We start from the raw sequence: 25,163 nt of genomic DNA, 5'->3' as shown, positions 1-25,163 counted from the left end.
AACCGATCCCCTGCCGGACCCGGGCTCACGCCATCAGGTGGTAGCTGGGGAAGTTCCCCGGCGGCCGTTCAAGCGCCGGGCCGTGTGTGACCGCGCGCACCAGCAGCTCACCGCCGACGAACGCGCCGCGCCAGGACGCGCCGAAACCGCCGAACAGCTCGTCCCGGTCACCGCGCGAGCGGGGCTTGCCGTGGCCCGTCTTGAACGCGCGGATCTGCGGCGCGAGGCGTTCGTACGTCGCGGTGTCGTCGGTCGACAGCGTGGCGACCAGCGCTCCGTTCGACGCGTTCATGGCGGCGAGCAGCTCCGCCTCCGTGTCGACCAGGACGATGGTGTCGACCGGGCCGAACGGCTCCGCGTGGTGCAGCGGGGACGACGGGGGCGGGTTGAGGATCGTGACGGGGTGGACGTACGCGTCAGTGTCCTGGCCCGGCAGGAAGGCATCGGCCGCCGACGCGCCGCGGTACAGCGGCACCGCGCCACGGTCGATGGCCTCCGCCACCTGGTCGCCCAGCTCCTTGGCCTTGGCCGCGTTGATGAGCGGCCCGAAGTCCAGCTGTGGGTACGGGTCCTCGGCGTGCTCGACCGCCAGGGGGTGGCCGACGCGGACGGTGCGCACGGCCGGCAGGTAGGCGGCGAGGAACTCGTCGAAGAGGGCTCGTTGGACGACGAAGCGCGGGTACGCCGTGCAGCGCTGCTTGCCGTAGTCGAAGAGCTTGGGGATGACGGCGCTGAGCGCGTCCCAGTCGCTGTAGTTCCAGATGCCCCAGGTGTTCAGTCCTTCCTGTTCGAGGATGTGCCGCTTGCCGAGGTCGGCGACGGCGGTGGCGACGGCGGCGCCCGTGTCGCGTCCGCCGACGAAGGAGACGCAGCCGATCTCGGGTGCGCGGACCAGCGCTTCGGACAGTTCGCCCCCGCTGCCGCTGACGAGGGTGACGGGGATCCCCTCACGGGCGGCCAGGGCGCACGCGAGGGTCAGACAGGCGACGCCGCCATCGGTCGGGGTCTTGGCGATGACCGCGTTTCCTGCGAGTGCCTGTACCAACACTGCGTGAACGAGCACGCTCATCGGGTAGTTCCAGCTCGCGATGTTGGATACCGGGCCGTCCAGCGGGGTCCGGCCCTCGATCATCGGCTCGATGCCGTCGACGTACCAGCGCACGCCGTCGATGGCCCGGTCGACGTCGGCGTGGGCGAGCCGCCAGGGCTTGCCGATCTCCCAGACGAGGAGGAGCGCGAGCAGTTCGCGGTGTTCGGTGAGGGCGTCGAGGGTGGCAGCGACGCGGGCGCGCCGTTCCTCCAACGGGACGTGACGCCAGGCCCGGTGCTGGTCGAGTGAGGAGCGTACGGCCTGCTGGGCGGTGGCGGCGTCGAGGCGGGGCGGGCCCGCGATGGGGCTGCCGTCGACGGGTGAAGTGGCGGGCAGGGCCCGGCCGTCCGCCTGCCAGGTGCCGTTCCAGAGGTTGAGGACGCGGTCGTCGCGAAAGGCCTCGGGCGCGACGGCGACGCAGCGTCGCCAGGCGTCGGCCCAGGCCGTTCCTGCTTTGAGGACGCGGGGGTGGGTGAGGGTGGGTGCCATTCGTATGTCTCCGCTCACGGTGCACAAGTCGGGGCGGGAGGTGCATGGCTCTCGCGCGGCGCAGACCGGTTCGGTTCGCTTCAGTTCGATCCGGTTCGCTGTCCGCGCGTGTGTGCTGGGGGACGCTAGTGCAGACGGCGCCTGTCACCTATGAGTGACGTCACGCCCCGAGTTGGTTGAGAACGAGGCGGGCCGTTTCCGTCGGTGTGGCACCGACCCGCACTCCCGCGGCTTCCAGCGCCTCCTGCTTCGCGCGTGCGGTGCCGGACGAGCCCGAGACGATGGCTCCCGCGTGGCCCATGGTCTTGCCCTCGGGTGCGGTGAAGCCCGCGATGTAGGCCACGACGGGCTTGGTGACGGCCTGCTGGATGTACGCGGCCGCGCGTTCCTCCGCGTCGCCGCCGATCTCGCCGATGAGGACGATCAGTTCGGTGTCGGGGTCGTCCTCGAAGGCGGCGAGGCAGTCGATGTGCGTGGTGCCGACCACGGGGTCGCCGCCGATGCCGACGCAGGTGGAGAAGCCGATGTCGCGCAGCTCGTACATGAGCTGGTAGGTGAGCGTGCCGGATTTCGACACCAGGCCGATGCGTCCGGACTTGGTGATGTCGGCGGGGATGATGCCCGCGTTGGCCTGGCCGGGGGTGATGAGCCCCGGGCAGTTGGGGCCGATGACACGTGTGCCGCGCTCCTTGGCGTACGCGTGGAAGGCAACGGAGTCGTGCACGGGGATGCCCTCCGTGATGACCACGGCGAGGCCGATCCCGGCGTCGGCGGCCTCGATGACCGCCGCCTTGGAGAAGGCGGGCGGCACGAAGACCACGGTGACGTCGGCGCCCGTGGCCTCGATGCCTTCGCGGACGGAGCCGAAGACGGGAACGGCCCGGTCGTCGAAGTCGATGGTGCGGCCGGCCTTGCGGGGGTTGACGCCGCCGACGATGTCCGTTCCGGCCGCGAGCATGCGTCGGGTGTGCTTCATGCCCTCGGCGCCGGTCATGCCCTGGACGAGGACCTTGCTTTCCTTGGTGAGGTAGATCGCCATGTCCCGGCTCCTTAGGCTGCGTTGGTGTGACCGGCGAGTTCGGCGGCTCGGCGTGCGGCGCCGTCCATCGTGGTGGCCTGCTGGACCAGGGGATGGGAGCGGGCGTCGAGGATGGCGCGGCCGCGTACGGCGTTGTTGCCGTCGAGGCGGACGACCAGCGGCTTGGTCAGCTGGACGGATTCCAGGGCCTGGACGATGCCGTCGGCGACGGCGTCGCACGCGGTGATGCCGCCGAAGACATTGACGAAGACGGACTTGACCGCGGGGTCGGAGAGGATGACGGAGAGTCCGTCGGCCATGATCTGGGCGGAGGCGCCGCCTCCGATGTCGAGGAAGTTCGCGGGGCGCGCCCCGCAGCCCGCGACCACGTCGAGGGTGGACATGACGAGGCCCGCGCCGTTGCCGATGATGCCGACCTCGCCGTCGAGTTTGACGTAGTTGAGCCCCTTGGAGGCGGCGACCGACTCCAGCGGGTCGTCGTGCCCGGAGTCGCCGGCGCCCCAGCGGGCTTGGCGGAAGCGGGCGTTGTCGTCCAGGGTGACCTTCCCGTCGAGGGCGAGGATCTCTCCCTGGACGGTCCGCACGAGGGGGTTCACCTCTACGAGGAGGGCGTCTTCGCGGATGAGGACCTGCCACAGCTTGACCAGGACGTCGGCGGTGGCCTCGGGTAGTCCCGCCGCGGCGGCGATCTCGGTGGCCTTCGCGTCGTCCACTCCCTCCGCCGGGTCGATCTCCACGCGCGCGACGGCCTCCGGCCGGCTCGCCGCCACCTCCTCGATGTCCATGCCGCCCTCGGCGGACGCGATCGCGAGGAAGCGCCCCGCCGCGCGGTCCAGTACGTACGAGACGTAGAACTCGCTGTCGATCTCGACGGGTTGGGCCAGCATCACCTTGTGCACCGTGTGGCCCTTGATGTCCATGCCGAGGATCTGGCGTGCGGTGATCTCGGCGGCGGCCGCGTCCGCGACCACCTTCACGCCGCCCGCCTTGCCGCGTCCGCCGGTCTTCACCTGGGCCTTCACGACGACGCGGCCGCCCAGACGGTCGGCGCCCGCGCGGGCCTCCTTCGCCGTGTCGGCGACCTCCGCTCGCGGCACCAAGATGCCGTGTTCCTCGAAGAGTTCCCTTGCCTGGTGCTCGAACAGGTCCATTCCGGCTCCTGACGCCTTGTCGTTCCGGGGAGCGAACCCCCCGCTTCCGAAAAGTGCCGCACGCCCCCTGGACACCACTGACCGGATGCGGGATAACAAGCTTCATACAGTATTCGTCGACTGTATGCAATCTACCGCGAGAGCACCTCCCAGCAGTGTGCGAGCAGCATCTGAGCGCTCCAACTCCCCTACGAAGGGACAGGACTTCGCCATGCCCGACGGCAGCAGCGACACGAACCAGACCCACATCTCCGGTGGGCATCTGGTCGCCAAGGCACTCAAAGCAGAGGGTGTGGAGGTCATCTACACCTTGTGCGGCGGCCACATCATCGACATCTACGACGGCTGCGTCGACGAGGGGATCGATGTCGTCGACGTACGCCACGAGCAGGTCGCCGCCCACGCGGCCGACGGCTACGCGCGCCTCACCGGAAAGCCCGGATGCGCCGTGGTGACGGCAGGGCCGGGAACGACGGACGCCGTCACGGGCGTCGCGAACGCCTTCCGCGCGGAGTCCCCCATGCTGCTGATCGGCGGCCAGGGAGCGCACACCCAGCACAAGATGGGCTCACTCCAGGACCTTCCGCACGTCGACATGATGACGCCCATCACCAAGTTCGCCGCGACGGTACCGGACACGGCGCGCGCCGCCGACATGGTGTCCATGGCCTTCCGCGAGTGCTTCCACGGCGCTCCCGGCCCGTCCTTCCTGGAAATCCCGCGCGATGTGCTCGACGCCAAGGTGCCGGTGGACAAGGCCCGGGTGCCGCAGGCCGGGCAGTACCGCGCGTCGACCCGCTCCACCGGTGACCCCGAGGCCGTCGAGAAGCTCGCCGACCTTCTCGTGCATGCCGAGAAGCCCGCGATCCTCCTGGGCAGCCAGGTGTGGACGACACGGGGCACCGCGTCCGCCATCGAACTCGTGCGGACCCTGAACGTGCCCGCCTACATGAACGGCGCGGGCCGCGGCACCCTGCCGCCCGGCGACCCGCACCACTTCCAGCTCTCGCGGCGGTACGCCTTCTCCAACGCCGACCTCATCGTCATCGTGGGGACGCCCTTCGACTTCCGCATGGGCTACGGGAAGCGGCTCTCCCCCGACGCCACGGTCGTACAGATCGACCTCGACTACCGCACCGTCGGCAAGAACAGGGACATCGACCTGGGCATCGTCGGTGACGCCGGACTCATCCTGAAGTCGGTCACCGAGGCCGCCTCCGGGCGTCTCAACGGAGGCGCGTCCAAGCGCAAGGAGTGGCTCGACGAGCTGCGCGCCGCCGAGCAGACAGCGATCGAGAAGCGGCTCCCGAACCTGAAGTCCGACGCCTCGCCCATCCATCCCTACCGTCTCGTGAGCGAAATCAACGACTTCCTTACCGAAGACTCCATCTACATCGGCGACGGCGGCGACATCGTCACCTTCTCCGGGCAGGTCGTGCAGCCCAAGTCGCCCGGCCACTGGATGGACCCCGGGCCGCTCGGCACGCTCGGTGTCGGCATCCCCTTCGTGCTCGCCGCCAAGCAGGCGCGGCCCGACAAGGAGGTGGTGGCCCTCTTCGGAGACGGCGCCTTTTCGCTGACCGGGTGGGACTTCGAGACGCTCGTCCGCTACAACCTCCCGTTCGTCGGGATCGTCGGCAACAACTCCTCGATGAACCAGATCCGTTACGGCCAGAAGGCCAAGTACGGCGAGGAGCGCGAGCGGATCGGCAACACCCTCGGAGACGTCCACTACGACAAGTTCGCCCAGATGCTCGGCGGTTACGGCGAAGAGGTACGCGACCCGGCCGACATCGGCCCCGCGCTGCGGCGGGCGCGCGAGTCGGGCAAGCCCTCGCTGATCAACGTATGGGTCGATCCGGACGCGTACGCCCCCGGGACCATGAACCAGACCATGTACAAGTGAGGAGCCCGTGCGATGACGACCAAGGCTCTTGAGGGCGTACGCGTCCTCGACATGACACACGTCCAGTCCGGGCCCTCCGCCACCCAGCTGCTCGCCTGGCTCGGCGCGGACGTGGTGAAGCTGGAGGCGCCCTCCGGAGACATCACGCGCAAGCAGCTGCGTGACCTCCCTGACGTCGACTCGCTCTACTTCACGATGCTCAACTGCAACAAGCGGAGCATCACCCTCAACACCAAGACCGAGCGCGGCAAGGAGCTCCTCACCGAGCTGATCCGGCGCTCCGATGTGATGGTCGAGAACTTCGGCCCCGGCGCCGTGGACCGGATGGGCTTCACCTGGGACCGCATCCAGGAGATCAACCCGCGGATCGTCTACGCCTCGATCAAGGGCTTCGGAGACGGCCCCTACACCAACTTCAAGGCCTACGAAGTGGTGGCGCAGGCCATGGGCGGCTCCATGTCGACCACGGGCTTCGAGGACGGACCGCCGCTCGCCACCGGCGCCCAGATCGGCGACTCCGGGACCGGCATCCACGCCGTCGCCGGCATTCTCGCCGCCCTCTTCCAGAGGGAGAACACCGGTCGCGGGCAGCGCGTGAACGTGGCCATGCAGCACGCCGTGCTCAACCTGTGCCGGGTCAAGCTGCGCGACCAGCAGCGCCTGGCGCACGGGCCGCTCGCCGAGTACCCGAACGAGGACTTCGGGGACGAGGTGCCGCGCTCGGGCAACGCGAGCGGCGGCGGCCAGCCCGGCTGGGCGGTCAAGTGCGCTCCCGGCGGCCCGAACGACTACGTGTACGTCATCGTGCAGCCCGTGGGCTGGCAGCCGCTCACCGAGCTCATCGGGCGCCCCGAGCTCGCGGAGGATCCCGAGTGGGCCACTCCGGAGTCGCGGCTTCCCAAGCTCGGCAAGATGTTCCAGCTGATCGAGGAGTGGTCCTCCACGCTCCCCAAGTGGGAGGTCCTGGAGCGGCTGAACGCCCACAACATCCCGTGCGGCCCGATCCTCTCCACCAAGGAAATCATCGAGGACGCCTCCCTGGCCGCGAACGAGATGGTCGTCGAGGTCGCGCATCCGCAGCGCGGCTCCTTCACCACGGTCGGCTCCCCGCTCAAGCTGTCGGACTCCCCCGTAAACGTGGTCAGTTCGCCGCTCCTGGGCGAGCACAACGCGGAGGTCTTCGTCGGAGAGCTCGGCCTCGGCGACGAGGAACTGCGCCTGCTCAAGTCGAACGGAGTGATCTGATTGATGGCCGAAGACCGCGCACTGACCGTGCGGGCGCTCCTGGACACCGTGCGGGCCGAGGGACGGACCTCGCTGACGGCACCGGAGGGCAAGGTGCTCGCGGACGCGTACAGGATCGCCGTGCCGGGCGAGGAGCTCGCGACCGACGTGGACGAGGCGGTCGCGCACGCGGCCCGCTTCGAGGGGCCCGTCGTCATGAAGATCGTCTCCCCCGACATCCTGCACAAGACCGACGCGGGCGGCGTCATCGTCGGGGTGGAGGGCGCCACCGACGTCCGGGCCGCCTTCTGCGAGATCGTGAACAACGCGCGCGCGTACGCGCCAGAGGCACGTATCGAGGGTGTGCAGGTGCAGGAACTGCTCCCCTCCGGTCAGGAAGTGATCGTCGGGGCGGTGACCGACCCGACGTTCGGGAAGGTCGTCGCCTTCGGGCTCGGCGGGGTACTCGTCGAGGTCCTCAAGGACGTCACGTTCCGGCTCGCGCCGGTCGACGCTGACGAGGCAGCCTCGATGCTCGACTCGATCCGCGCCGCCGAGATCCTGCGCGGCGTGCGGGGCGCGCCGGCCGTGGACCGGTGGGCCGTTGCCGAGCAGATACGCCGGGTGTCCCAACTGGTCACCGACTTCCCGGAGATCGCCGAGGTGGACCTCAACCCGGTGATCGCCACTCCGGAGGGTGCGATCGCCGCGGACATCCGCGTCATCCTCTCCGAAGGGGTTACGAAACAGCGCCGTACGTACACGCGCGAGGAGATGCTCACGTCGATGCGGCGGCTGATGGAGCCTCGCTCCGTCGCCGTGATCGGTGCCTCCAACGAACCGGGCAAGATCGGCAACTCGGTGATGCGCAACCTCATCGACGGCGGCTTCTCCGGCGAGATCCATCCGGTGAACCCCAAGGCCGATGACATCTTGGGCCGCAAGGCGTACAAGAGTGTCACGGACGTTCCCGGTGAGGTGGATGTGGCGGTCTTCGCGATCCCCGCCAAGTTCGTGGCGTCGGCCTTGGAGGAGGTGGGTCGCAAGGGCATCCCCAACGCGGTCCTGATTCCCTCCGGGTTTGCCGAGACCGGCGAAGAGGCCCTCCAGGACGAGATCGTGGAGATCGGCGAGCGGCACGGGGTGCGGCTGCTCGGCCCGAACATCTACGGCTACTACTCGACGTGGCACGACCTGTGCGCCACGTTCTGCACGCCGTACGACGTCAAGGGCGGGGTCGCCCTGACGAGTCAGTCCGGCGGCATCGGGATGGCCATCCTCGGCTTCGCGCGCACTACGAAGACGGGCGTTTCGGCGATCGTCGGGCTCGGCAACAAGTCCGACCTGGACGAGGACGATCTGCTCACGTGGTTCGGCGAGGACCCCAACACCCAGTGCATCGCCATGCACCTGGAGGACCTCAAGGACGGCCGCGCCTTCGTTGAGGCCGCGCGGGCGACCGTTCCGAAGAAGCCTGTCGTGGTCCTGAAGGCCGGGCGTACGGCCGCCGGGGCGAAGGCCGCCGGATCGCACACGGGGGCCCTGGCGGGCGACGACGCAGTGTACGACGACATCCTCAGGCAGGCGGGCGTCATCAGGGCGCCGGGGCTCAACGAAATGCTGGAGTACGCGCGCGCCTTGCCGGTGCTCCCCACCCCGCGGGGCGACAACATCGTGATCATCACGGGCGCGGGCGGCTCCGGGGTGCTGCTCTCCGACGCGGTGACCGACAACGGACTGCGGCTGATGGAGATCCCCGATGACCTGGACGCGTCCTTCCGGGCGTTCATCCCTCCCTTCGGGGCGGCGGGAAACCCCATCGACATCACCGGGGGTGAGCCCCCGTCGACGTACGAGGCGACGATCAGGCTCGGCCTCGAGGACCCGCGCATCCACGCGCTCGTCCTGGGCTACTGGCACACCATCGTGACCCCTCCCATGGTCTTCGCCGAACTGACGGCCCGCGTGATCGCCGAGTTCCGTGAGCGCGGCATCGAAAAGCCCGTCGTGGCATCCCTGGCGGGCGACGTCGAGGTGGAGGAGGCCTGCCAGTACCTCTTCGAGCGGGGCGTCGTGGCGTATCCGTACACCACGGAGAAGCCGGTCGCCGCGCTCGGCGCGAAGTACCGGTGGGCCCGAGCGGCCGGCCTGTTGGGGGGCGGTCGATGAGGTGACCGGTGTTGGGTCCTGCCGGCGGTGCGCGTCGGCAGGACCCGGGGCCCGTGCGCACACGAAAGGTATTGGACAGGGGGCGCTGGCCAGGATCTTTTCGACGCAAGGGGTGCTGAACCAACATGACGACAACTGACATACCCACAGCCGTCCCATTCAGGGAGGTGACGGACGCGAACGGCCGGATGTACCGGGTCGGCGAGACCGACATCGACATCATGGGCCGCAAGCGCAAGTGGATGGTCATCCTGCCGTGGATCGGCATGATGGGCATCAGCTCGGCCGAGTACGCATTCGCCTCGGCCGAGGACACCCTGCACACCGCGCATGCCTGGGGCGACACCCATATCTTCTGGATGCTGGGCGTGTGGGTCTTCTTCCAGGCCGCGGTGGCCTTCCCCGCGGGCAAGCTGCGCGAGAGCGGAAAACTTCCGGCGCGCTGGGCGATGATGTGCGGCGCTGTCGGCACGCTCCTGGGCTATCTGTCTCTGGCGTTCGCGCCACATGTCATCGTCGCCTACATCGGCTTCGGCATGTTCAGCGGTATGGGCGCCGGAATGGTGTACGCGACCTGCGTGAACATGGTCGGCAAGTGGTATCCCGAACGGAAGGGAGGGAAGACCGGATTCGTCAACGGTGGATTCGCCTACGGCTCGGTGCCGTTCGTGTTCATCTTCACCGGTTACATGGATCTGACGAACTTCCGCTGGGTGCTCGTGTCCGTCGGCCTCTTCCTGGCGGCGATGGTCGCGGTGGCGGGTTACTTCTTCCAGGACCCGCCGAAGAACTGGTGGCCGGCCGACGTGGACCCGCTGCGGCCGCCGACGGACCCGCGGGCCAGGCGTGCGCTGGCGATGAACCCGCCCGCCGTGCGGCAGTACACGCCCAAGGAGGCGTGGCAGACCGGGCGTGTCGCGCTGATGTGGTTCTGTCTGCTGTGCACGTCGGGCGTGAACATCTTCGGTATCGCGTTCCAGGTGGACATCGGAAAGGAAGCCGGATTCGCCGGTGGAATCGTCGCCACGGCCATGTCCTTGAAGGCCATCGTCAACGGCACGGGCCGAGGTGTCATCGGCTGGCTCTCCGACCTCTACGGACGTAAACGCTGCCTGATCTTCGTCTGCATCGTCCTGGGTCTTTCCCAGTACGGCATCCTGTGGTCGGCGAACATCGAGAACCTCCCCCTGTTCCTGGTCTTCTCCAGCATCTCCGGCTTTGGAGGCGGCGCCATCTTCCCGATGTTCGCGGCAATGACGGCGGACTACTTCGGCGAGAACAACAACGCCTCCAATTACGGTCTGGTCTACAGCTCCAAACTCGTATCGGGACTTCTCGGCTCCGGTATGGGTGCCGTCGTGGTGAGCAACTGGGGCCACTCCGGGGCCTTCACACTGGCCGGCTCCATCTCCCTGTTCGCGGGATTCATCGCGCTCTTCCTCTCCCAACCCGGGAGGCCCAAGGACAAGGGCATCAAACCCAATCCACAACCCCTCGGCGAGGAGATGGCCTGACGGCACGGTCGGTGACCGTGATCCGGGAGACATCAAACAGCTCTCGCCGCGCGTCTTTCGCGCGGCGAGAGCTGTTTGTGCGTGTGCTCAGCTTGTGCGTGTGCTCAGCTGTGCGTGTGCTCAGCGCTTCTTGCGGAGTGCCGCCAAGTTGCCGTAACCGATCTTCGCGAGCTTCAGGGACTGGCCGGCGTCGGTGCCGCTGGGCGCGTTGTCCTGTTCGACCATGGGGTTGTGGTAATTCTTCTCGCCCACACGGCTGAAGAAGGTGCGGTAGTCGATGACACCCTCACCGAAGGCCACCATGTCGTAGCCCTCGCCGCTGGTGTCGTTGCGCGTGCCGTCCTTGGCGTGGAACAGCGGGTAGCGCTTGTTGTTGCGGCTGACCAGCGCGGCCGGATCGAAGACCTTCTTCCGCTGCGCTCCGTCGTGCGCGGTGTACGTGTGGAACTTGTACTGCGCGACGTGCGCCCAGTAGACATCCATCTCCAGCCAGACCGACCGCGGGTCGGTGGCCTTGAGGAAGTACTCCAGCTTGCGGATGCCGGAGCTGCGGGTCGGGCGGCCCTGCGCGTCGAGCGGACCGCCGTCGAGCAGGAAGCCGTACGCCGCGTCGTGGTTATGGGTGTAGAGCTTGATGCCTGCCTTGCGCGCGATGGATCCCATGGCGTTCCACTTGTCGGCGGCGACGTCCCAATCGGCCTTGTACGAACTGTTGGTGGGGTCACCGCCGGTGCCCATGTGATCCATGCCGAGGATGTTGGCGATCTCCAGGTGCTTCTTGAACGTGTCGAGGTCGGGCTGCGAGAGCGGCCACGAGCCCGGTATGAAGCCGTGGTTGCCCTGGGCGCGCAGGCCGTAGTCGTCGAGCCACGAGCGCAGCAGTCTGGCGCCGGCGACGGACTCCAGGTTGGCTCCGCCGGGTGCGTTGGCGTGCTGGCCGTAGCCCGCGAATTCGACCTGCTTGTACCCGTAGCGGGCCAGTTCCTTGAACACCTCGCGGAAGCCGGAGGGAAGGGTGCTGGCAAGCGGGTCGCGGCCGGTCGCGTCACGCACCGTGTAGAGGATGATTCCGCGCTTCTTCGCGGGCACCAAGTCGCGGCCATGCCCGTGACCGTGGCCATGGCCGCCCTGGGTCTGCGACTGGGCGAGGGCCGGTGCCGCGCCGAACACGGGCGTGGCGATCGCGCCCGCGCCGACGGCGGTGCACGTGCTGAGGAATCGGCGGCGGTCGACGCCAAGGCGCTGTCTGAGGGCCTCGTCTGCGGCGGGAGTGTCGTGGATGTCGGTCACGGGTGCCTCTCCTGGGCTCTGGAACTCTGGGGACTCTCGGGGTTTTCCCTGATCTTTCGACGTGCGGGCCAACGCCACTGGCGCGTTGTCAGTGACGCGTGCTTCACTCTCTGTAACTGCTCCTCAGCCCAGGCCGGCCAGGTCGAGGAGCAGGGATTTCACGGCGGTGGCCGCTATCCGGTCGGGAAACGCATGGGGGGTGGAGCTGATGATGAGCGGACCGTCGTCGTCGCTCAGGGGAAGGCGGCCGTGGCTGCCTCGAATAGGTGACGCGTCCAGGGGCACGACCGCCATGCGATAGCGCATGCCGAGCTTTTTGCGGGCCAGCGCGGACGCGGCCTTGACGCGGACGTAGGGATCCTCGGGGTCCATGAAGAGCTCGACGGGGTCGTAGCCGGGTTTGCGATGGATCTCGACGAGCTGCGCGAAGTCGGGCGCGCGGTCGTCGTCGAGCCAGTAGTAGTACGTGAACCAGGCGTCCGGCTCCGCGACGGCGACGAGTTCGCCGGAGCGCGGGTGGTCCAAGTGGTGGGCCTTCTTGCCCTCGTCGTCGAGGAGTTGCTCGATGCCGGGGAGGTCGGCGAGTGCCTGGCGAGTGACCTCCAGGTCCTCGGGCCTGCGCACGTAGATGTGGGCGATCTGGTGATCCGCGACGGCGAAAGCGCGCGACGTCATGGGATCCAGGTACTCCATGCCGTCCTGCGTGTGCACTTCGAGCAGACCGGCACGGCGCAGGGCGCGGTTGATGTCGACGGGGCGGTCCACGCGGGTGATGCCGTACTCGGACAGGGCGACGACGGTGCGGCCCTCGGCCTTCGCCTCGTCGAGGAGGGGGGCGATGGTCGCGTCGAGTTCGGCGGCGGCCCGGTGGGAGCGCGGGTCGTCGGGGCCGAAGCGCTGCAGGTCGTAGTCGAGGTGCGGGAGGTAGCAGAGGGCCAGGTCGGGGTGGCGGGTGCTGATGATGTGCCGCGTGGCGTTCACGATCCAGCGGCTGGAGACGATGTCGGCACCGGGACCCCAGAAGTGGAACAGGGGGAACGTACCGAATTTCTCGGTGAGTTCGTCGTGCAGGGCCGGGGGCCTGGTGTAGCAGTCGGGTTCCTTGCGGCCGTCGGCGTAGTAGACGGGACGGGGGGTGATGGTGATGTCGGTGTCGGCGCCCATGGCGTACCACCAGCAGATATTGGCGACGGTGTAGCCGGGGTGCGCGCGACGGGCGGCGTCCCACAGCTTGTCGCCGGCGACGAGGCCGTTGTGCTGGCGCCACAGGAGTACGTCGCCGAGCTCGCGGAAGTACCAGCCGTTGCCGACGATGCCGTGCTCGGCGGGGGTGGTGCCGGTGAGGAAGGTGGACTGCGCGGCACAGGTGACGGCGGGCAGCACCGTGCCGAGTGGAGCCCGGGAGCCGGACTGGCCCAGGGACTTGAGGTGCGGCATGTGGTCGAGGAGACGGGGGGTGAGGCCGACGACGTCCAGGACGAGGAGGGGTGTGGGGCTCATGGCAGTTCCTTCAGGCCGAGGTCCGTCAGGAGATCGCGGGCGAGGGTGAGCTCGGCGGCGATTCCGTCGGCGAGCTGGGGGCGGGAGCGGGGTCGCAGCTCGGGCGGCAGCGCCTGCCAGGTGTAGGTCTCGACCTCGAGGTGTCGGGTGCGGGGGTCGGGCCCGCCGACCAGGAGGGCGAGAGTGTCCTTGAGTACGGGGAGCGTGGAGGTGAGGGGAGGCGCGGGAGGCGCGTGCAGGGGGACGTGGAAGTGGGCGCGCCAGGGCGCCGTCTCGGGCAGTGCGTCACCGGCGAGGGATTCACCGAGGTCGTCGGTGCCGCGCAGTCCGGCCGCGGTGCGGGTGCGGGTCTGATGCAGGAAGCGGGGCTCGTCGAAGGCGGCGAGGGCCTCGCGGACTCCGGGGAGATGGGGGTGTTCGGCGTGCAGGGCGGCGGAGAGCTGGGACTTGACGACGGGGATGCCCGCGACAGCGAGTGCGTCGAGCGCGGTCTGCGGGTCCTCGAAGGAGGTGGCGAGGTGACAGGTGTCGACGCAGACACCGATGCGGTCGTGGCCGATCGCGGTGAGAGGGGCGATCGCGTCGCCCGTGGTCTCCACCGTGCAGCCCGGCTCCGGTTCGAGTCCGATGCGGATCGACTTGCCGGTCAGCTCCGCGAGCGCGTCCAGGCGTTGGGCGAGCGCGGTGAGGGCGGTGCGGGCGGCCTCGGCGTGCGTGGCGTCGAACGGGGTGCGCCAGGCGAGAGGAAGGGTGGAGATGGTGCCCTCGGTGACGTCGTCCGGGAGGAGGGCGGCAAGGAGGCGGGCCAGGTCGGTCGTGTGGGACAGCCGCTCGGGGTCGGTCCAGTCCGGCTTGTAGACGCGGTACTTGACCTCCTCCGCACCGAACCCTTCATACGGGAAGCCGTTGAGGGTGACGACCTCAAGGCCCCGCCGGTCGAGCTCGCAGCGCAGGCCGCGCAGCGCGGCCGGGTCGGTGACCAGGGCGTGCGCGGCGTCCTTGGCGAGCCACAGGCCGATGCCCAGGCGGTCCCTGCCGAGCCGTTTGCGTACGGGTTCGCAGTGGTCGCGGAGTTGGGCGAGAACGCCGTCGAGGGTCTCGGCGGGGTGGACGTTGGTGCAGTAAGCGAGGTGGACGACGCTGCCGTCGGGGTGCCGGAAGCGCATGGCTCACTCCCCGCCGCGAAGGATGGAGTTGCCCTCGTGGGTGCCTTCGGTGTCCGCGACGTCGAGCGCGAGGCGGCCGCTGAGTCCGTAGAAGGCGACCGGGTTGCGCCAGAGCACCAGGTCGACGTCGTCCTCGCTGAACCCGGAGGCGAGCATGGCGTCGGCGACCTTGCGGGTCTTGAGCGGGTCGCTCTTGCCCCAGTCGGCGGCCGAGTTGACCAGGACCCGCTCGGGCCCGTGGTCGCGCAGGATGGCCACCATCCGGTCCTCGTCCATCTTGGTGTCGGGATAGACGGAGAAGCCGAGCCAGCAGCCGCTGTCCTTGGCCTCCTTGACCGTGGTCTCGTTGAGATGGTCGACGAGGACACGGTCCAGGGGCAGCGCGGATTCCCGGACGACGTCGAGGGTGCGGCGCAGTCCCGCGAGCTTGTCGCGGTGCGGGGTGTGGACCATCGCGGGCAGCTCGTGGTCGGCGGCGAGCTGGAGCTGGGCGGTGAGTGCGGCGTCCTCGGCGGGGGTCATGGAGTCATAGCCGATCTCGCCCACGGCCACGACGTTGTCCTTGACGAGGTAGCGGGGCAGTTCGTCCAGGACGGGGGTGCATCGGGGGTCGTTGGCCTCTTTGGGGTTGAGGGCGATGGTGCAGTGGTGGGCGATGCCGTACTGGGCCGCGCGGAAGGGTTCCCAGCCGAGGAGCGAGTCGAAGTAGTCGAAGAAGGAGGCGGGTGAGGTGCGGGGCTGACCCAGCCAGAACGCGGGCTCGACGACGGCTCGGACGCCCGCGGCGTACATGGCCTGGTAGTCGTCGGTGGTACGGGACGTCATGTGGATGTGGGGGTCGAAAATGCGCATCAGGACTCCTGCTCCTCGCCGGTGGAAGGGGTCGTGGGGGCCGGGGTCGCCGCTGCGGCCGAGGGGGCCGTAGGGGCGGTCAGGGCCAGGACGCGGTGCAGATCGCTGGGGACGGTGCGACCGGCGGCGGTGCGTTCGCCGGCGTAGTCGCCGAGCATGCGTCCGAGCTCGGCGTCGGCGGTGGCCCTGCGGTCCAGTTCGGCGACGGCATCCACGGGGACGCCGGTGAACAGGCACTTCAGGATCGCGTGCCGCCAGTCGTGCGGGGCGAGGTGCCGGGCGGCGTATGGACCGACGGCGGCGGTGACGAGCCGGGTGTCGTTCGTACGCAGGGCGTCCTCGACCAGGGGCAGCGCCTCGGGGCCTTGAACCAGGTGGGGCAGGGCATCCAGGACAGCGCGGCGTTCGGCCGCGGTGCCTTGTTCGTAGACGCGGGTGAGGGTGGCCGGGTCCGCTCCGGCCGCGTGCAGGAGCAGTACACGGACGGCGTCGGCGTGGTCCTGGCCGCAGCGGCGTCCGGCCTCCGCGAAGCGCAACTCCCATACGGGGGTCGTGTTCTGGGCCGGCCGGTCGCGGTGGGCGGCGGCCTCCGCGGTGGCCTGGTCCAGCCAGGCGCGGGCGGCTCCGCCGAGGGTGGCTTCGAGGCGGGTGCGGAGGTCGTCGATGACAAGGGCTTCGGTCACGGGGTTCCTCCTCCGGCCGGGGTGGAGATGGGCACTGGACGGGTCGCCTCGGTGGCCGCCTTGTGCAGGAACTCGATGGAGTGGGAGGCGAGTTGTGGGCCCGCGTGGGAGTGGCGGGGCAGTTCGACGACGGTGAGGCCCTGGTAGCCGGTGGAGGCCAGGGCTTCGAGGACGGGCGGGAAGTCGATCTCGCCGTCACCGAACGGGAGGTGTTCGTGGACGCCGCGGCGCATGTCCTCGATCTGGACGTGCCGCAGCCAGGGGGCGGCGGCGCGTACGCAGTCGGCGGGTGACTGCGGTTCGAGGCACTGGCAGTGGCCGATGTCGAGGGTGAGGCCCAAATGTTGGGGGTCAGGGTCGCTCAGTTCGTGGCGGAGCCGGTGGAAGTCGGCGAGGGTGGAGAGGAGGTGGCCGGGCTCGGGTTCGATGGCCAGGGGCACGTTGGCGCCGGACGCGGCGTCGAGGACCGGGCCGAGGGCTTCGGCGAGGCGCTGCCAGGCTGTGTCCTCGGGGGTGCCTTCGGGGGTGATGCCGCTGAAGCAGTGCACCGCGTGGGCACCCAGGTCGGCGGCGACCTGCACGGCACGGATCAGCAGACGGACGCGGGCGGCGCGTGCGTCCGGGTCGGGGTCGAGGAGCGAGGGGCCGTGCTTGCGGCGCGGGTCGAGCACATAGCGGGCGCCGGTCTCGATCGTCACCGTCAGACCGAGACGTTCCAGGCTGCGGGCCACGTGGCGGGTGCGGGTGGCGAGGTCGGGGGCGAGGGGGTCGAGGTGCATGTGGTCGAGGGTGAGCCCGACGCCCGCGTAGCCGAGGTCGGCAAGGAGCCCGAGGGCATCGTCGAGCCGCAGGTCGGTCAGGCCGTTGGTGCCGTACCCGAAGCGGAAGGGGTGCGCAGCAGCCTGCGGGGCGGCTGTCCCGGCCGTCGTCTCTGTCATGTGACACTCACCTTCCGGCCGAACCTCCGGGCCACCGGAGCCAGCACGGCAGTCAGCAGGGCAGGGCTGGTGCCGTACCCCAAGCGCAAAGTGTGCGCAGCAGCCTGCGGGCCGGCTGTCCCGGCCGTCGTCTCTGTCATGTGACGCTCACCTTCCGACCGAACCTCCGGGCCGCCGGGGCCAGCGCGGCGGTCAGCAGGGCAGGGCTGGTGCCGTACCCCAAGCGGAAGGGGTGCGGGGCAGCCTGCGGGATGGCTGTCCCGGCCGTCGTCTCTGTCATGTGACGCTCACCTTCCGACCGAACCTCCGGGCCGCCGGGGCCAGCGCGGCGGTCAGCAGGGCGGGGCCCAAGGCGCCGGTGCGGGCGGAGAGTGCGGCCTGGAGCGGGATCATCGCCCGGATGCCGCCGCCCACGGCCCGCTGGGTGAGCTGGGGTGACGGGTTGAGCGCGGCGTGGAAGAGGGGGCGCGCGGCGGTGGCCGCGTATGTGGCGGCGAGCGCGACCTGGATGCCGGCGCGAGCTCCGGTCCGCCAGGCGCTGCCGGACCGCCCGCCCGAGACCGGGCCGGTCACGCCGCCGGTACGCCAGGCTCGGCCCATCGTCAGCCCCAAGGCGTGGCTCGTCGTCTGCTCCACCGCGCGGCCCCGCGACAGCTCCCCCGGTGCCTGCACGGCGCCGTGAGCCCCAGCCCGCCACGCGGTGCCGGACCACTCCGGGGCGGGGCCGGTCACGCCGGCGACGCGCCAGGCTCGGCTCACCGTCTGCCGCAACGCCTGGCTCATCGTCTGCTCCGCCGGGCGGACCCGTGACGGCTCCCCCGGGGTGAAGCCCGGCAGGCCGCGGGTGTCTGTTCCGCCGCGGTCTGCCGGGAGTTGGGAGGTACCTGCGTCAGCGCTCGTGCCGGTGCCGACGGTGGCAAGGCCACCGCTGTCGCCACCGCCTGAGGCCAGCAGTCGCGTCAGCGCGGCTGTCGCGGCGAGTGCGGCCAGGGGCGCCACCGTGGAGCCGCCCTGTGCCTCGCGGCGCGAGACCGCGGTCACCGCGAGCGTGTGGGCGCCGAGCACGAGAGCGGAGGGCGCAGCAGCACGCAGGCCGGGACGGGGGCCACGGCCACGTGGCCCAGAACTCATCGCCCCCGCCGAAGTAGCCGCCGCCCCCAGCAGCAAGTCGAGGGAGCGAGCCGCTGCCATGGCGGCCGGGCCCGCCGGAGTGTGCTTGAGGCCCAGGTCGTAGGCCCACACCGTGGCCGCCAAGGCGCCCGCCACCGTCAGGGCGGGGCGTCCCGCACCGGCGGCCAGGGCCAGGCCCCCGGCCGTCAGAGCCGCCGCCGCGCCGAGTGCGACCGGCGGAGCGATGCGGCCGGACGGCAGCGGGCGGTGAGGGCGTTCGACCGCGTCCTCCTCCCGGTCCGCCCAGTCGTTGAGGGCCATGCCCGCTTCGTAGAGGGAGAGTGAGGCGGCGATGGCGAGGAGAGTGCGCCGGTTGGGGCGCAGCCCTGTCGCCGCCGCACCGGCCAAGGCGTCACCCGGGACGGTGAACAGGGCCGAAACGCGCAGCAGTTCGGCCCAGTCGCGCCCAGCCCCCAGCGACACACCGCCGCCGGAACCACCCCCAGCACCGCCACCGCCAGCGCCGACGACACCGCCACCGGAACCAGCACCGCCACCAGCGCCCTCAGCACCGCCACCGTCACCGGAACCGCCACCAGCACCCACGGAACCAGCCCCCTTCACGCACTCACCCCCCGCAGCCGCGAGGCGAAGCCCACGAGTGCCTCGTACTGCTCGGCCAACGCCGACGAAGAGCCGTCGTCCGGGTCCTTGAAGAAGAAGCCCAGCTCGCCCAACGGGCCGGTCAGACCCACCTCGTGGGCGCGGGCCGTCAATCGGGCCAGGTCCAGGATCAGGGGTGCCGCCAGGGCCGAGTCGCAGCCCTGCCAGGTCGTCTGCAGGACCATCCGCGCGCCGAGGAAACCGTCGAACGCGATGTGGTCCCAGGCGGTCTTCCAGTCGCCGAGCGACGGGACGTCGTCGATGTGGACCTCGCCCTCCGGGGCGGAGCCCAGCGTGTCGGCGAGGACCCGTTCCTTGCCCGCGTTCTTCGCCGCGGCCGCGGCCGGGTCCGCGAGGGCGGCGCCGTCGCCGCCGCCCAGGAGGTTCGTGCCGGACCAGGCGCGGACGGCCAGCGCTCGCTGGGCGAACATCGGGCCGAGGACCGAGCGGAGGAGGGTCTGGCCCGTCTTGCCGTCCCGGCCCGCGTAAGGGAGGCCGGACGAGGCCGCCGGAGACGCGAGCGCAGGGTGGTGCAGGCCCGCCGACGGGGTGAAGTTCACGTACGGGCAGCCCGCCCGCAGCGCCGCCGCCGCGTAGAGCGAGCTGGCGGGCAGTCGCCCCGCGCCCTCCGCCGGCACGGGTTCCGTCGACGCCACGTTCACCACCACCGCACGGGCGAGCCCCCGACGGCGTACGAAGTCCCGGAGGTCGGCGGCGAAGGACTCGATCAGTTCCTCGTCCGTCCTGGTGTCGGAGTCCCCGCGGCGCGGACCGCCCATGCGGATCTCCGCGTCCGCCGCGGCCAGTTCGGCGCCCACCGCCGAGGGGACGCCGTGCGGGAGCACGCCCCCGGCGGCCAGCTGCTCCGCGCGCTTTGGCAGCGGGCACTCCATCACGTCGTGGCCGCCGAAGACGAGCGACGACAACGTTGGCAGACCGCAGTCCGCGAACGGCGGGGTCTCCGTGATCATGCCGGTCGGCGGGTGGAGCCCGGCCGTCACGGCAGCGCACCCCGCGACAGCCGTCGTGGCGACCGATCCGCGCGCGCCGATCAGCCACACCCCGGTCGGCCCGCCACCCGAAGCACCAGTACCAGCAGCAGTACCAGGTGAACCAGAAGAACCTGCAGAGGAAGAGTTGGACATGGCTGCCTCCTGTCGTGCACGCGGCTAAACCCGCGGGGGATGGGACGGCGGACGGGGTAAAGACGGCGGGCGGAGGTCCGGCGTCCTCCGCCCGCCGCCGTCTAGCGGCCCACGCCGGACGCGGTGCGGGCCGGCAGGTCCTTCACCCGGATGTCACGGAAGGAGACCTGGTCGTCGGCACCGTGGTTCTGGATGCCGATGTGACCGTCCTTGAGGCTCCTCGCCGGGTCCGTGTTGGTGAAGTCGTTGATCTTCACTCCGTTGAGGTAGATCCGAAGGCGTTCGCCCTCGACCCGGAGTTCGTACGTGTTCCACTCCCCCGCCGGATTCAGCGCCTTGTCGCGCTTCTTCAGGTCGGCGGACTTGAAGCCGTAGACGGAGCCCGTGGTCTTCTCCGGGACGTCGGTGGCGTCGATCTGGATCTCATAGCCGTTGTTCACGGCCGACCAGGGGTCGTCGGAGGGCGGGAAGCCCACGAAGATCCCGGAGTTGTCGTCGCCGTCCATGCGCCAGTCCAGCTTGAGGGAGTAGGAGCCGAGCTCCTTCGCTCCGTCGTGCCAGAGCATGCCCATGCCGCCGACGGTCGTCAGAGTGCCATCGCCCTCGTTCAGGGCGAAGGAACCCGGGCCCGCCTGCTTCCATGCCTCAAGGGACTTGGCCGTGCCGTCGAAGATCGGCGTGTAGCCCTTCTCCGGTCGGCAGTCGGCCTGCGCCGCACCGGCCGCCCAGCGGATTCCGCCGAGCAGATGGGTGCGGTACGCGGGATCGGCGAACGACTCCTTGGTGTGGCCGCTGCCCGTGTAGAAGGAGCGGCCTCCCTGATAGTCCTGGCACCAGGCGATGGGATGGTCGCCCGACATCGAGCCGCCCGAGTAGGACGACTCGTCGAGCGAGGCCAGGACGTGGGCCCGGTCACGGGGGTTGGAGCGGTAGTTGTACCACTCGTCGGTCCGTTCCCAGATCCCCGGCAGATGCGCCGTGGACGGGTGCCAGTGGTCCTCGACCTGCACCTTCGCGGGCTGGATCGCGGGGTGCGACTGGAAGTACGCGCCCGCGAGCCCGCCGTAGAAGGGCCAGTCGTACTCGGTGTCGGCGGCGGCGTGCACGCCCACGTACCCGCCGCCCTTCTTGATGTAGCCCTCGAACGCCGCCTGTTGCTTGCCGTCGAGGACGTCACCCGTCGTCGAGAGCCAGATCACGGCGTCGTACTTCGCGAGGTTCTTGGCCGTGAAGGCCTTGGCGTCCTCGGTGGCGTCGACCGTGAAGCCGTTCGCCGCGCCGAGCTCCTTGATGGCAGCGATGCCCTCGGGGATCGAGTCGTGGCGAAAGCCCGCGGTCTTGGAGAAGACCAGGACCTTCTCGCCGACGGCCTTCCCCGCGGCCCCCTCGTGCTTGCCGTCCGGCCTGGAGGCCGCCGGCCCCGATACGCAGCCGATGAGCAAGGCGGCCGTAGCGGTGGCGATGGTGATGCGTGCGGATGCCCGCATGGTGGGGTGACCCCTTCCTCAGCGCGTGGTGAAGGTGAAGTCGTCGACCTCGTACAGAGCTCCGGAGCCCTTGCCCTTGAAGACCAGGAAGAGCGTGGTCGTCTTCTTGGGTGCCTTGCTGAGGGTGGCGCTCACGTCCTTGTACGTCTCCCAGCCGCCCGTCGGTGCGACCTTGGCCTTGCCGAGAAGCCTGCCGGTGGCCGATCCGCTGCGGACCTCGAGCGTCCCGCCCTCGCCGGCCGACGCAACGCGCGCCGTCAGCTTGGTGGCGTTGCCGAGGATGTAGGGCTTGAAGGAGATCCAGTCGCCGTTGTTGATCTCGCCGACCGCCTTGCCGCCGTGCGCCGGGGTGTGGTTCACCACGGAGACACCCTTGGAGTCGTTGTAGTGCTCGCCCTGGCGGTGCTTGGGCTGGACGACGTTCTGGTCGTGGGTGGTCAGCGCGGGCTGGCCGTTGGCGCCCTTGTCGGTGTACTCGGCGTCGAAGACCCCGAAGATGTTGGCGTTCGGGTCGTGCTCGCCGTCCGCGGACGTCTGCAGGGTGCCCTCACAGCCGTTGGCCGAGGTCACCGGGTGGCCGTGGCTGTCGTGGCCGAGGATGTGCGTGACCTTGACCTTCGTGCAGTCGATCGGGCCGTCCTCCGGGTCGGTCACCTTGACCTTGAAGGGGATCTTGTCGCCGAAGGTGAACAGCTGGCCGTCGCCCGGGAGTTCCAGGGTCACCTTGGGCGCGGTGTTGCCGACGGTGACGTGCGCGCTGGCCGAACCGGTGCGTCCGGTGGAGTCCTTGACGGTCACGGTCGCGGTGTAGACGCCGTTCTTCTTGTACGTGTACGAGGGGTTCTGCTGGGTCGACTTGCCGCCGTCACCGAAGTCCCATGCGTAGGTCAGGGTGCCGCCGTCCGCGTCCGTGGCCTTCGCGGTGAACTTGGTCTTGAGCGGGGCCTGGCCGCTGGTCACGGAGGCGCTCGCCTCGACGACCGGTGAGTGGCCGTCCGTGGCGTTCTCGATGCGGAAGAGGCCGGAGTTCTCGTCGCCGCCGAACCAGGCGGTGCCGTAGTCGAGGACGTACAGCGCGCCGTCGGGGCCGAACTCCATGTCCATGATCTGGGTGCCGGTCCACGGGAACGGGTTGATGGACTGGACGGTGCCGTCCGCGCCGTGCTCGATGCGCTTGATCCAGCGCCGCCCGAACTCGCCGGCGAAGAAGTCGCCGTCGTAGGCCTCCGGGAATTTCACCGGGGAGGTGTTCGCCGCGTCATAGCGGTAGACGGGGCCCGCCATCGGGGACTCGGAGCCGGAGCCGAACTCGGGGACGGAGCCGCCGTCGTACGGGATCCAGGCTTCCTGCGCGGCCGGCAGGTCGGTCAGACCGGTGTTGTGCACGGAGTCGTTCTTCGGTGCGGCGCAGTCGAAGGCGGCGCCGGAGGTCTGCGTGGCGAAGTCGTAGTCGATGTAGGCGTCGTTCTTGCCGGTGCAGTACGGCCAGCCGAAGTTGCCCGGCTTGGTGACGCGGGCGAACTCGACCTGGCCGGCGGGGCCGCGCTTGGGGTCGGCCGCTCCCGCGTCGGGGCCGTAGTCACCTACGTAGACCGTGCCGGTGGGCTTGTCGACGCTCATGCGGAAGGGGTTGCGGAAGCCCATCGCGTAGATCTCGGGACGGGTCTTGTCCGTGCCCGGCGCGAAGAGGTTGCCGTCCGGGGCGGTGTACGAGCCGTCGTCGGCGACCTTGATGCGCAGGATCTTGCCGCGCAGGTCGTTGCTGTTGCCCGCGCTGCGGCGGGCGTCGAAGGCGGGGTTGCGGTCCGCACGCTCGTCGAGCGGCGAGAAGCCGTCCGAGGCGAAGGGGTTGGAGTCGTCGCCCGTCGACAGGTAGAGGTTGCCGTCCTTGTCGAAGTCGATGTCGCCGCCGACGTGGCAGCAGATGCCGCGGGTCGCGGGGACGTCGAGGACCTTCTTCTCGCTGGCGTTGTCGAGGGTGCCGTCGGCCTTCAGGACGAAGCGGGAGAGGCGGTTGACGCCGTCGAACTTCTTGAAGTCCTCGGCCGTGCCGGTCTCCGGGGCGTCGCCGGCCGGGGTGTCGAGCGGGGGCGCGTAGTAGAGGTAGATCGCGCGGTTCTCGCTGAACTTCGGGTCGAGGCCGACGCCCTGGAGGCCCTCTTCGTCATGTGTGTAGACCGGTATCTTGCCCGCGATCTTGGTGTTGCCCGCGGCGTCCGTGAGGCGCAGCGTGCCGTCGCGGGAGGTGTGCAGGACGGAGCGGTCGGGCAGGACGGCGAGCGTCATGGGCTCGCCGGTCTCGGGCTCGCCCTTGGCGAGGGTGACTTGCTGGAAGTCCTCGGCCGCGGCGGCCTTGCCGGTGGACTTGCCCGCGGCCGCCTTGTCCGCCTGGGCCTGGGCGGCACGGACGGCCTCCGGGTCGGCGGCGTTGGCGGTGGGGGCGGTGAGGCTGAGGGTGGCGCCGGCCAGCAGGGTGCCGGTGAAGAGGGCGAGGGTCTTGCGAAGTCTCAGGCGTTTCCTGTGCACGGAGTTCCTCCGGGAGGGGGACGGTCGTACGCGGGTGTGCTCGAAGAGGGCGCTGGGCGCCGGGGTGCGCCGTCACCCCGGGAAGGTTCATGTCCTGTACACATCAGGGACGGTAGCCACGTTTGTCCGGGACGGAAAGCCCTTGCACAGCAATGAAGTTCAGCTTTTTCCTTGTCCAGGACAAAGTGGCTCCGCGGCACTGCCGCTCGGGGCGGCTCAGTTCCCGCCGAACGCCGCGTCGAAGGACGCCGTCGGCGGCTCGAAGTCGAACGCCTTCAGGCTCTTCAGCGCTTCGGGCGCTCCCTGGAGGCGGTCCATCCCCGCGTCCTCCCACTCGACGGAGACAGGACCCTCGTACGCGATCGAGCGCAGCATCCGGAACACGTCCTCCCAGGGGACGTCCCCGTGCCCGGCCGACACGAAGTCCCAGCCGCGGCGCGGGTCGCCCCACGGGAGGTGCGAGCCCAGACGCCCGTTGCGGCCGTCCAGGCGGCGCCGGGCCTCCTTGCAGTCGACGTGGTAGATCCGGTCCCGGAAGTCGTAGAGGAAGCCGACCGGGTCCAGGTCCTGCCACACGAAGTGTGAGGGGTCGAAGTTCAGGCCGAAGGCCGGGCGGTGGCCGACCGCCTCCAGGGCACGCTGCGTCGTCCAGTAGTCGTACGCGATCTCCGAGGGGTGCACCTCATGGGCGAAGCGCACGCCCTGTACGTCGAAGACGTCGAGGATCGGGTTCCAGCGCTCGGCGAAGTCGTCGTAGCCGCGCTCGATCATCGACTCCGGCGCGGGCGGGAACATCGCCACCAGGTGCCAGATCGCCGAGCCCGTGAAGCCGACGACCGTGTCGACGCCGAAGGCGGCCGCCGCGCGCGCCGTGTCCTCCATCTCGCGGGCGGCCCGCTGCCGTACACCCTCGCCGTCCCCGTCGCCCCAGATGCGGGCGGGCAGGATCGCCTGATGCCGCTCGTCGATGATCGCGTCACAGACGGCCTGGCCGACCAGGTGGTTGGAGATGGCCCAGCACTTGAGGCCGTACTTGTCGAGGAGCTGACGGCGCGAGTCCAGGTAGGAACTGTCGCTCAGCGCCTTGTCGACCTCGAAGTGGTCGCCCCAGCAGGCGAGTTCGAGGCCGTCGTAGCCGAAGTCGCGGGCGAGGCGGCAGACCTCCTCCAGCGGCAGGTCGGCCCACTGGCCGGTGAAGAGCGTGAAGTCGCGGGGCATGAA

General features: G+C 69.8%; 19 protein-coding genes. 4 read left to right on the top strand and 15 right to left on the bottom strand.

Going from position 1 to position 25,163, the window contains the following annotated elements; translation table 11 throughout:
• Nucleotides 1-25: 25 nt before the first annotated feature.
• The 3 genes from ACZ5U5_RS33710 to sucC all read right to left on the bottom strand — a co-directional run bounded on the left by ACZ5U5_RS33710 (nt 26) and on the right by sucC (nt 3,769).
• Complete coding sequence (locus tag ACZ5U5_RS33710; RefSeq protein WP_469029353.1) at nt 26-1,579, bottom strand: aldehyde dehydrogenase family protein; 1,554 nt, start codon at nt 1,577-1,579, stop codon at nt 26-28.
• A 160-nt stretch (nt 1,580-1,739) separates the two neighbouring features.
• Nucleotides 1,740-2,618: a succinate--CoA ligase subunit alpha gene (gene sucD / locus ACZ5U5_RS33705; RefSeq protein WP_469029350.1), complete on the bottom strand. Its 879-nt coding sequence runs from the start codon at nt 2,616-2,618 to the stop codon at nt 1,740-1,742.
• Nucleotides 2,619-2,629: 11 nt separating this feature from the next.
• Entirely contained in the window at nt 2,630-3,769 is a 1,140-nt protein-coding gene (gene sucC / locus ACZ5U5_RS33700) for an ADP-forming succinate--CoA ligase subunit beta (RefSeq protein WP_469029347.1), read from the bottom strand.
• A gap of 211 nt (nt 3,770-3,980) precedes the next feature.
• On the opposite strand from sucC, the gene ACZ5U5_RS33695 reads away from it, so the two are divergent.
• The 4 genes from ACZ5U5_RS33695 (at nt 3,981) to ACZ5U5_RS33680 (ending at nt 10,582) form a co-directional block, all read left to right on the top strand.
• The gene (locus ACZ5U5_RS33695; protein ID WP_469029344.1) at nt 3,981-5,675 is read left to right on the top strand and encodes a thiamine pyrophosphate-binding protein; all 1,695 of its coding nucleotides are present in this window, start codon (nt 3,981-3,983) and stop codon (nt 5,673-5,675) included.
• A 12-nt stretch (nt 5,676-5,687) separates the two neighbouring features.
• Nucleotides 5,688-6,920 carry a formyl-CoA transferase gene (gene frc, locus ACZ5U5_RS33690; RefSeq protein WP_469029341.1) on the top strand — a complete coding sequence of 411 codons (1,233 nt, stop codon included), beginning with the start codon at nt 5,688-5,690 and terminating at the stop codon, nt 6,918-6,920.
• A gap of 3 nt (nt 6,921-6,923) precedes the next feature.
• Nucleotides 6,924-9,068, top strand: coding sequence for an acetate--CoA ligase family protein (locus tag ACZ5U5_RS33685; protein ID WP_469029338.1), 2,145 nt, complete (start codon nt 6,924-6,926; stop codon nt 9,066-9,068).
• A gap of 125 nt (nt 9,069-9,193) precedes the next feature.
• Entirely contained in the window at nt 9,194-10,582 is a 1,389-nt protein-coding gene (locus tag ACZ5U5_RS33680; protein WP_469029335.1) for an OFA family MFS transporter, read from the top strand.
• A gap of 120 nt (nt 10,583-10,702) precedes the next feature.
• On the opposite strand, the gene ACZ5U5_RS33675 is transcribed toward ACZ5U5_RS33680, so the two are convergent.
• From ACZ5U5_RS33675 to ACZ5U5_RS33620, 12 genes are all read right to left on the bottom strand, one after another.
• Nucleotides 10,703-11,872 carry a sugar phosphate isomerase/epimerase family protein gene (locus ACZ5U5_RS33675; RefSeq protein WP_469029333.1) on the bottom strand — a complete coding sequence of 390 codons (1,170 nt, stop codon included), beginning with the start codon at nt 11,870-11,872 and terminating at the stop codon, nt 10,703-10,705.
• Between the two features lie 123 nt (nt 11,873-11,995).
• Nucleotides 11,996-13,372, bottom strand: a complete 1,377-nt coding sequence (locus ACZ5U5_RS33670; RefSeq protein ID WP_469029330.1) for a nucleotide pyrophosphatase/phosphodiesterase family protein — start codon at nt 13,370-13,372, stop codon at nt 11,996-11,998.
• Entirely contained in the window at nt 13,369-14,538 is a 1,170-nt protein-coding gene (gene eboE, locus ACZ5U5_RS33665) for a metabolite traffic protein EboE (RefSeq protein ID WP_469029327.1), read from the bottom strand. Before eboE ends, ACZ5U5_RS33670 begins: the two co-directional genes overlap by 4 nt.
• 3 nt (nt 14,539-14,541) lie before the next feature.
• A complete protein-coding gene (locus tag ACZ5U5_RS33660) occupies nt 14,542-15,390 on the bottom strand; it encodes a TatD family hydrolase (RefSeq protein ID WP_469029324.1) in 849 nt (282 codons plus the stop codon).
• On the bottom strand, nt 15,390-16,073 hold the full coding sequence (locus tag ACZ5U5_RS33655) for an EboA domain-containing protein (protein WP_469029321.1): 684 nt from the start codon (nt 16,071-16,073) through the stop codon (nt 15,390-15,392). Before ACZ5U5_RS33655 ends, ACZ5U5_RS33660 begins: the two co-directional genes overlap by 1 nt.
• A complete protein-coding gene (locus ACZ5U5_RS33650) occupies nt 16,070-17,011 on the bottom strand; it encodes a sugar phosphate isomerase/epimerase family protein (protein ID WP_469029318.1) in 942 nt (313 codons plus the stop codon). The genes ACZ5U5_RS33655 and ACZ5U5_RS33650 overlap by 4 nt, the downstream gene beginning before the upstream one ends.
• A 136-nt stretch (nt 17,012-17,147) precedes the next feature.
• A complete protein-coding gene (locus tag ACZ5U5_RS33645; protein ID WP_469029316.1) occupies nt 17,148-17,291 on the bottom strand; it encodes a hypothetical protein in 144 nt (47 codons plus the stop codon).
• Nucleotides 17,288-18,604, bottom strand: a complete 1,317-nt coding sequence (locus ACZ5U5_RS33640; RefSeq protein ID WP_469029314.1) for an SCO3242 family prenyltransferase — start codon at nt 18,602-18,604, stop codon at nt 17,288-17,290. Before ACZ5U5_RS33640 ends, ACZ5U5_RS33645 begins: the two co-directional genes overlap by 4 nt.
• A gap of 137 nt (nt 18,605-18,741) precedes the next feature.
• Nucleotides 18,742-19,929, bottom strand: coding sequence for an inositol-3-phosphate synthase (locus ACZ5U5_RS33635; protein WP_469029312.1), 1,188 nt, complete (start codon nt 19,927-19,929; stop codon nt 18,742-18,744).
• Nucleotides 19,930-20,030: 101 nt separating this feature from the next.
• The gene (locus ACZ5U5_RS33630; protein WP_469029309.1) at nt 20,031-21,416 is read right to left on the bottom strand and encodes a ThuA domain-containing protein; all 1,386 of its coding nucleotides are present in this window, start codon (nt 21,414-21,416) and stop codon (nt 20,031-20,033) included.
• Nucleotides 21,417-21,434: 18 nt separating this feature from the next.
• The gene (locus ACZ5U5_RS33625; RefSeq protein ID WP_469029306.1) at nt 21,435-23,942 is read right to left on the bottom strand and encodes a PQQ-dependent sugar dehydrogenase; all 2,508 of its coding nucleotides are present in this window, start codon (nt 23,940-23,942) and stop codon (nt 21,435-21,437) included.
• A 216-nt stretch (nt 23,943-24,158) separates the two neighbouring features.
• On the bottom strand, nt 24,159-25,160 hold the full coding sequence (locus ACZ5U5_RS33620) for a sugar phosphate isomerase/epimerase family protein (protein ID WP_469029304.1): 1,002 nt from the start codon (nt 25,158-25,160) through the stop codon (nt 24,159-24,161).
• Nucleotides 25,161-25,163 lie beyond the last annotated feature (3 nt).

It is taken from the genome of Streptomyces sp. NPDC033177, from assembly GCF_055577715.1.
Note: the sequence above shows the minus strand (reverse complement) of the source record. Positions and strands in the feature narration are given on the sequence as shown.

Bases quoted from the DNA above. Each gene is read 5' to 3' on its own strand.
- ACZ5U5_RS33710 (WP_469029353.1), bottom strand. From the start codon at position 1,579: ATGGCACCCACCCTCACCCACCCCCGCGTCCTCAAAGCAGGAACGGCC.
- sucD (WP_469029350.1), bottom strand. From the start codon at position 2,618: ATGGCGATCTACCTCACCAAGGAAAGCAAGGTCCTCGTCCAGGGCATG.
- sucC (WP_469029347.1), bottom strand. From the start codon at position 3,769: ATGGACCTGTTCGAGCACCAGGCAAGGGAACTCTTCGAGGAACACGGC.
- ACZ5U5_RS33695 (WP_469029344.1), top strand. From the start codon at position 3,981: ATGCCCGACGGCAGCAGCGACACGAACCAGACCCACATCTCCGGTGGG.
- frc (WP_469029341.1), top strand. From the start codon at position 5,688: ATGACGACCAAGGCTCTTGAGGGCGTACGCGTCCTCGACATGACACAC.
- ACZ5U5_RS33685 (WP_469029338.1), top strand. From the start codon at position 6,924: ATGGCCGAAGACCGCGCACTGACCGTGCGGGCGCTCCTGGACACCGTG.
- ACZ5U5_RS33680 (WP_469029335.1), top strand. From the start codon at position 9,194: ATGACGACAACTGACATACCCACAGCCGTCCCATTCAGGGAGGTGACG.
- ACZ5U5_RS33670 (WP_469029330.1), bottom strand. From the start codon at position 13,372: ATGAGCCCCACACCCCTCCTCGTCCTGGACGTCGTCGGCCTCACCCCC.
- eboE (WP_469029327.1), bottom strand. From the start codon at position 14,538: ATGCGCTTCCGGCACCCCGACGGCAGCGTCGTCCACCTCGCTTACTGC.
- ACZ5U5_RS33660 (WP_469029324.1), bottom strand. From the start codon at position 15,390: ATGCGCATTTTCGACCCCCACATCCACATGACGTCCCGTACCACCGAC.
- ACZ5U5_RS33650 (WP_469029318.1), bottom strand. From the start codon at position 17,011: ATGACAGAGACGACGGCCGGGACAGCCGCCCCGCAGGCTGCTGCGCAC.
- ACZ5U5_RS33645 (WP_469029316.1), bottom strand. From the start codon at position 17,291: ATGACAGAGACGACGGCCGGGACAGCCATCCCGCAGGCTGCCCCGCAC.
- ACZ5U5_RS33635 (WP_469029312.1), bottom strand. From the start codon at position 19,929: ATGTCCAACTCTTCCTCTGCAGGTTCTTCTGGTTCACCTGGTACTGCT.
- ACZ5U5_RS33630 (WP_469029309.1), bottom strand. From the start codon at position 21,416: ATGCGGGCATCCGCACGCATCACCATCGCCACCGCTACGGCCGCCTTG.
- ACZ5U5_RS33620 (WP_469029304.1), bottom strand. From the start codon at position 25,160: ATGCCCCGCGACTTCACGCTCTTCACCGGCCAGTGGGCCGACCTGCCG.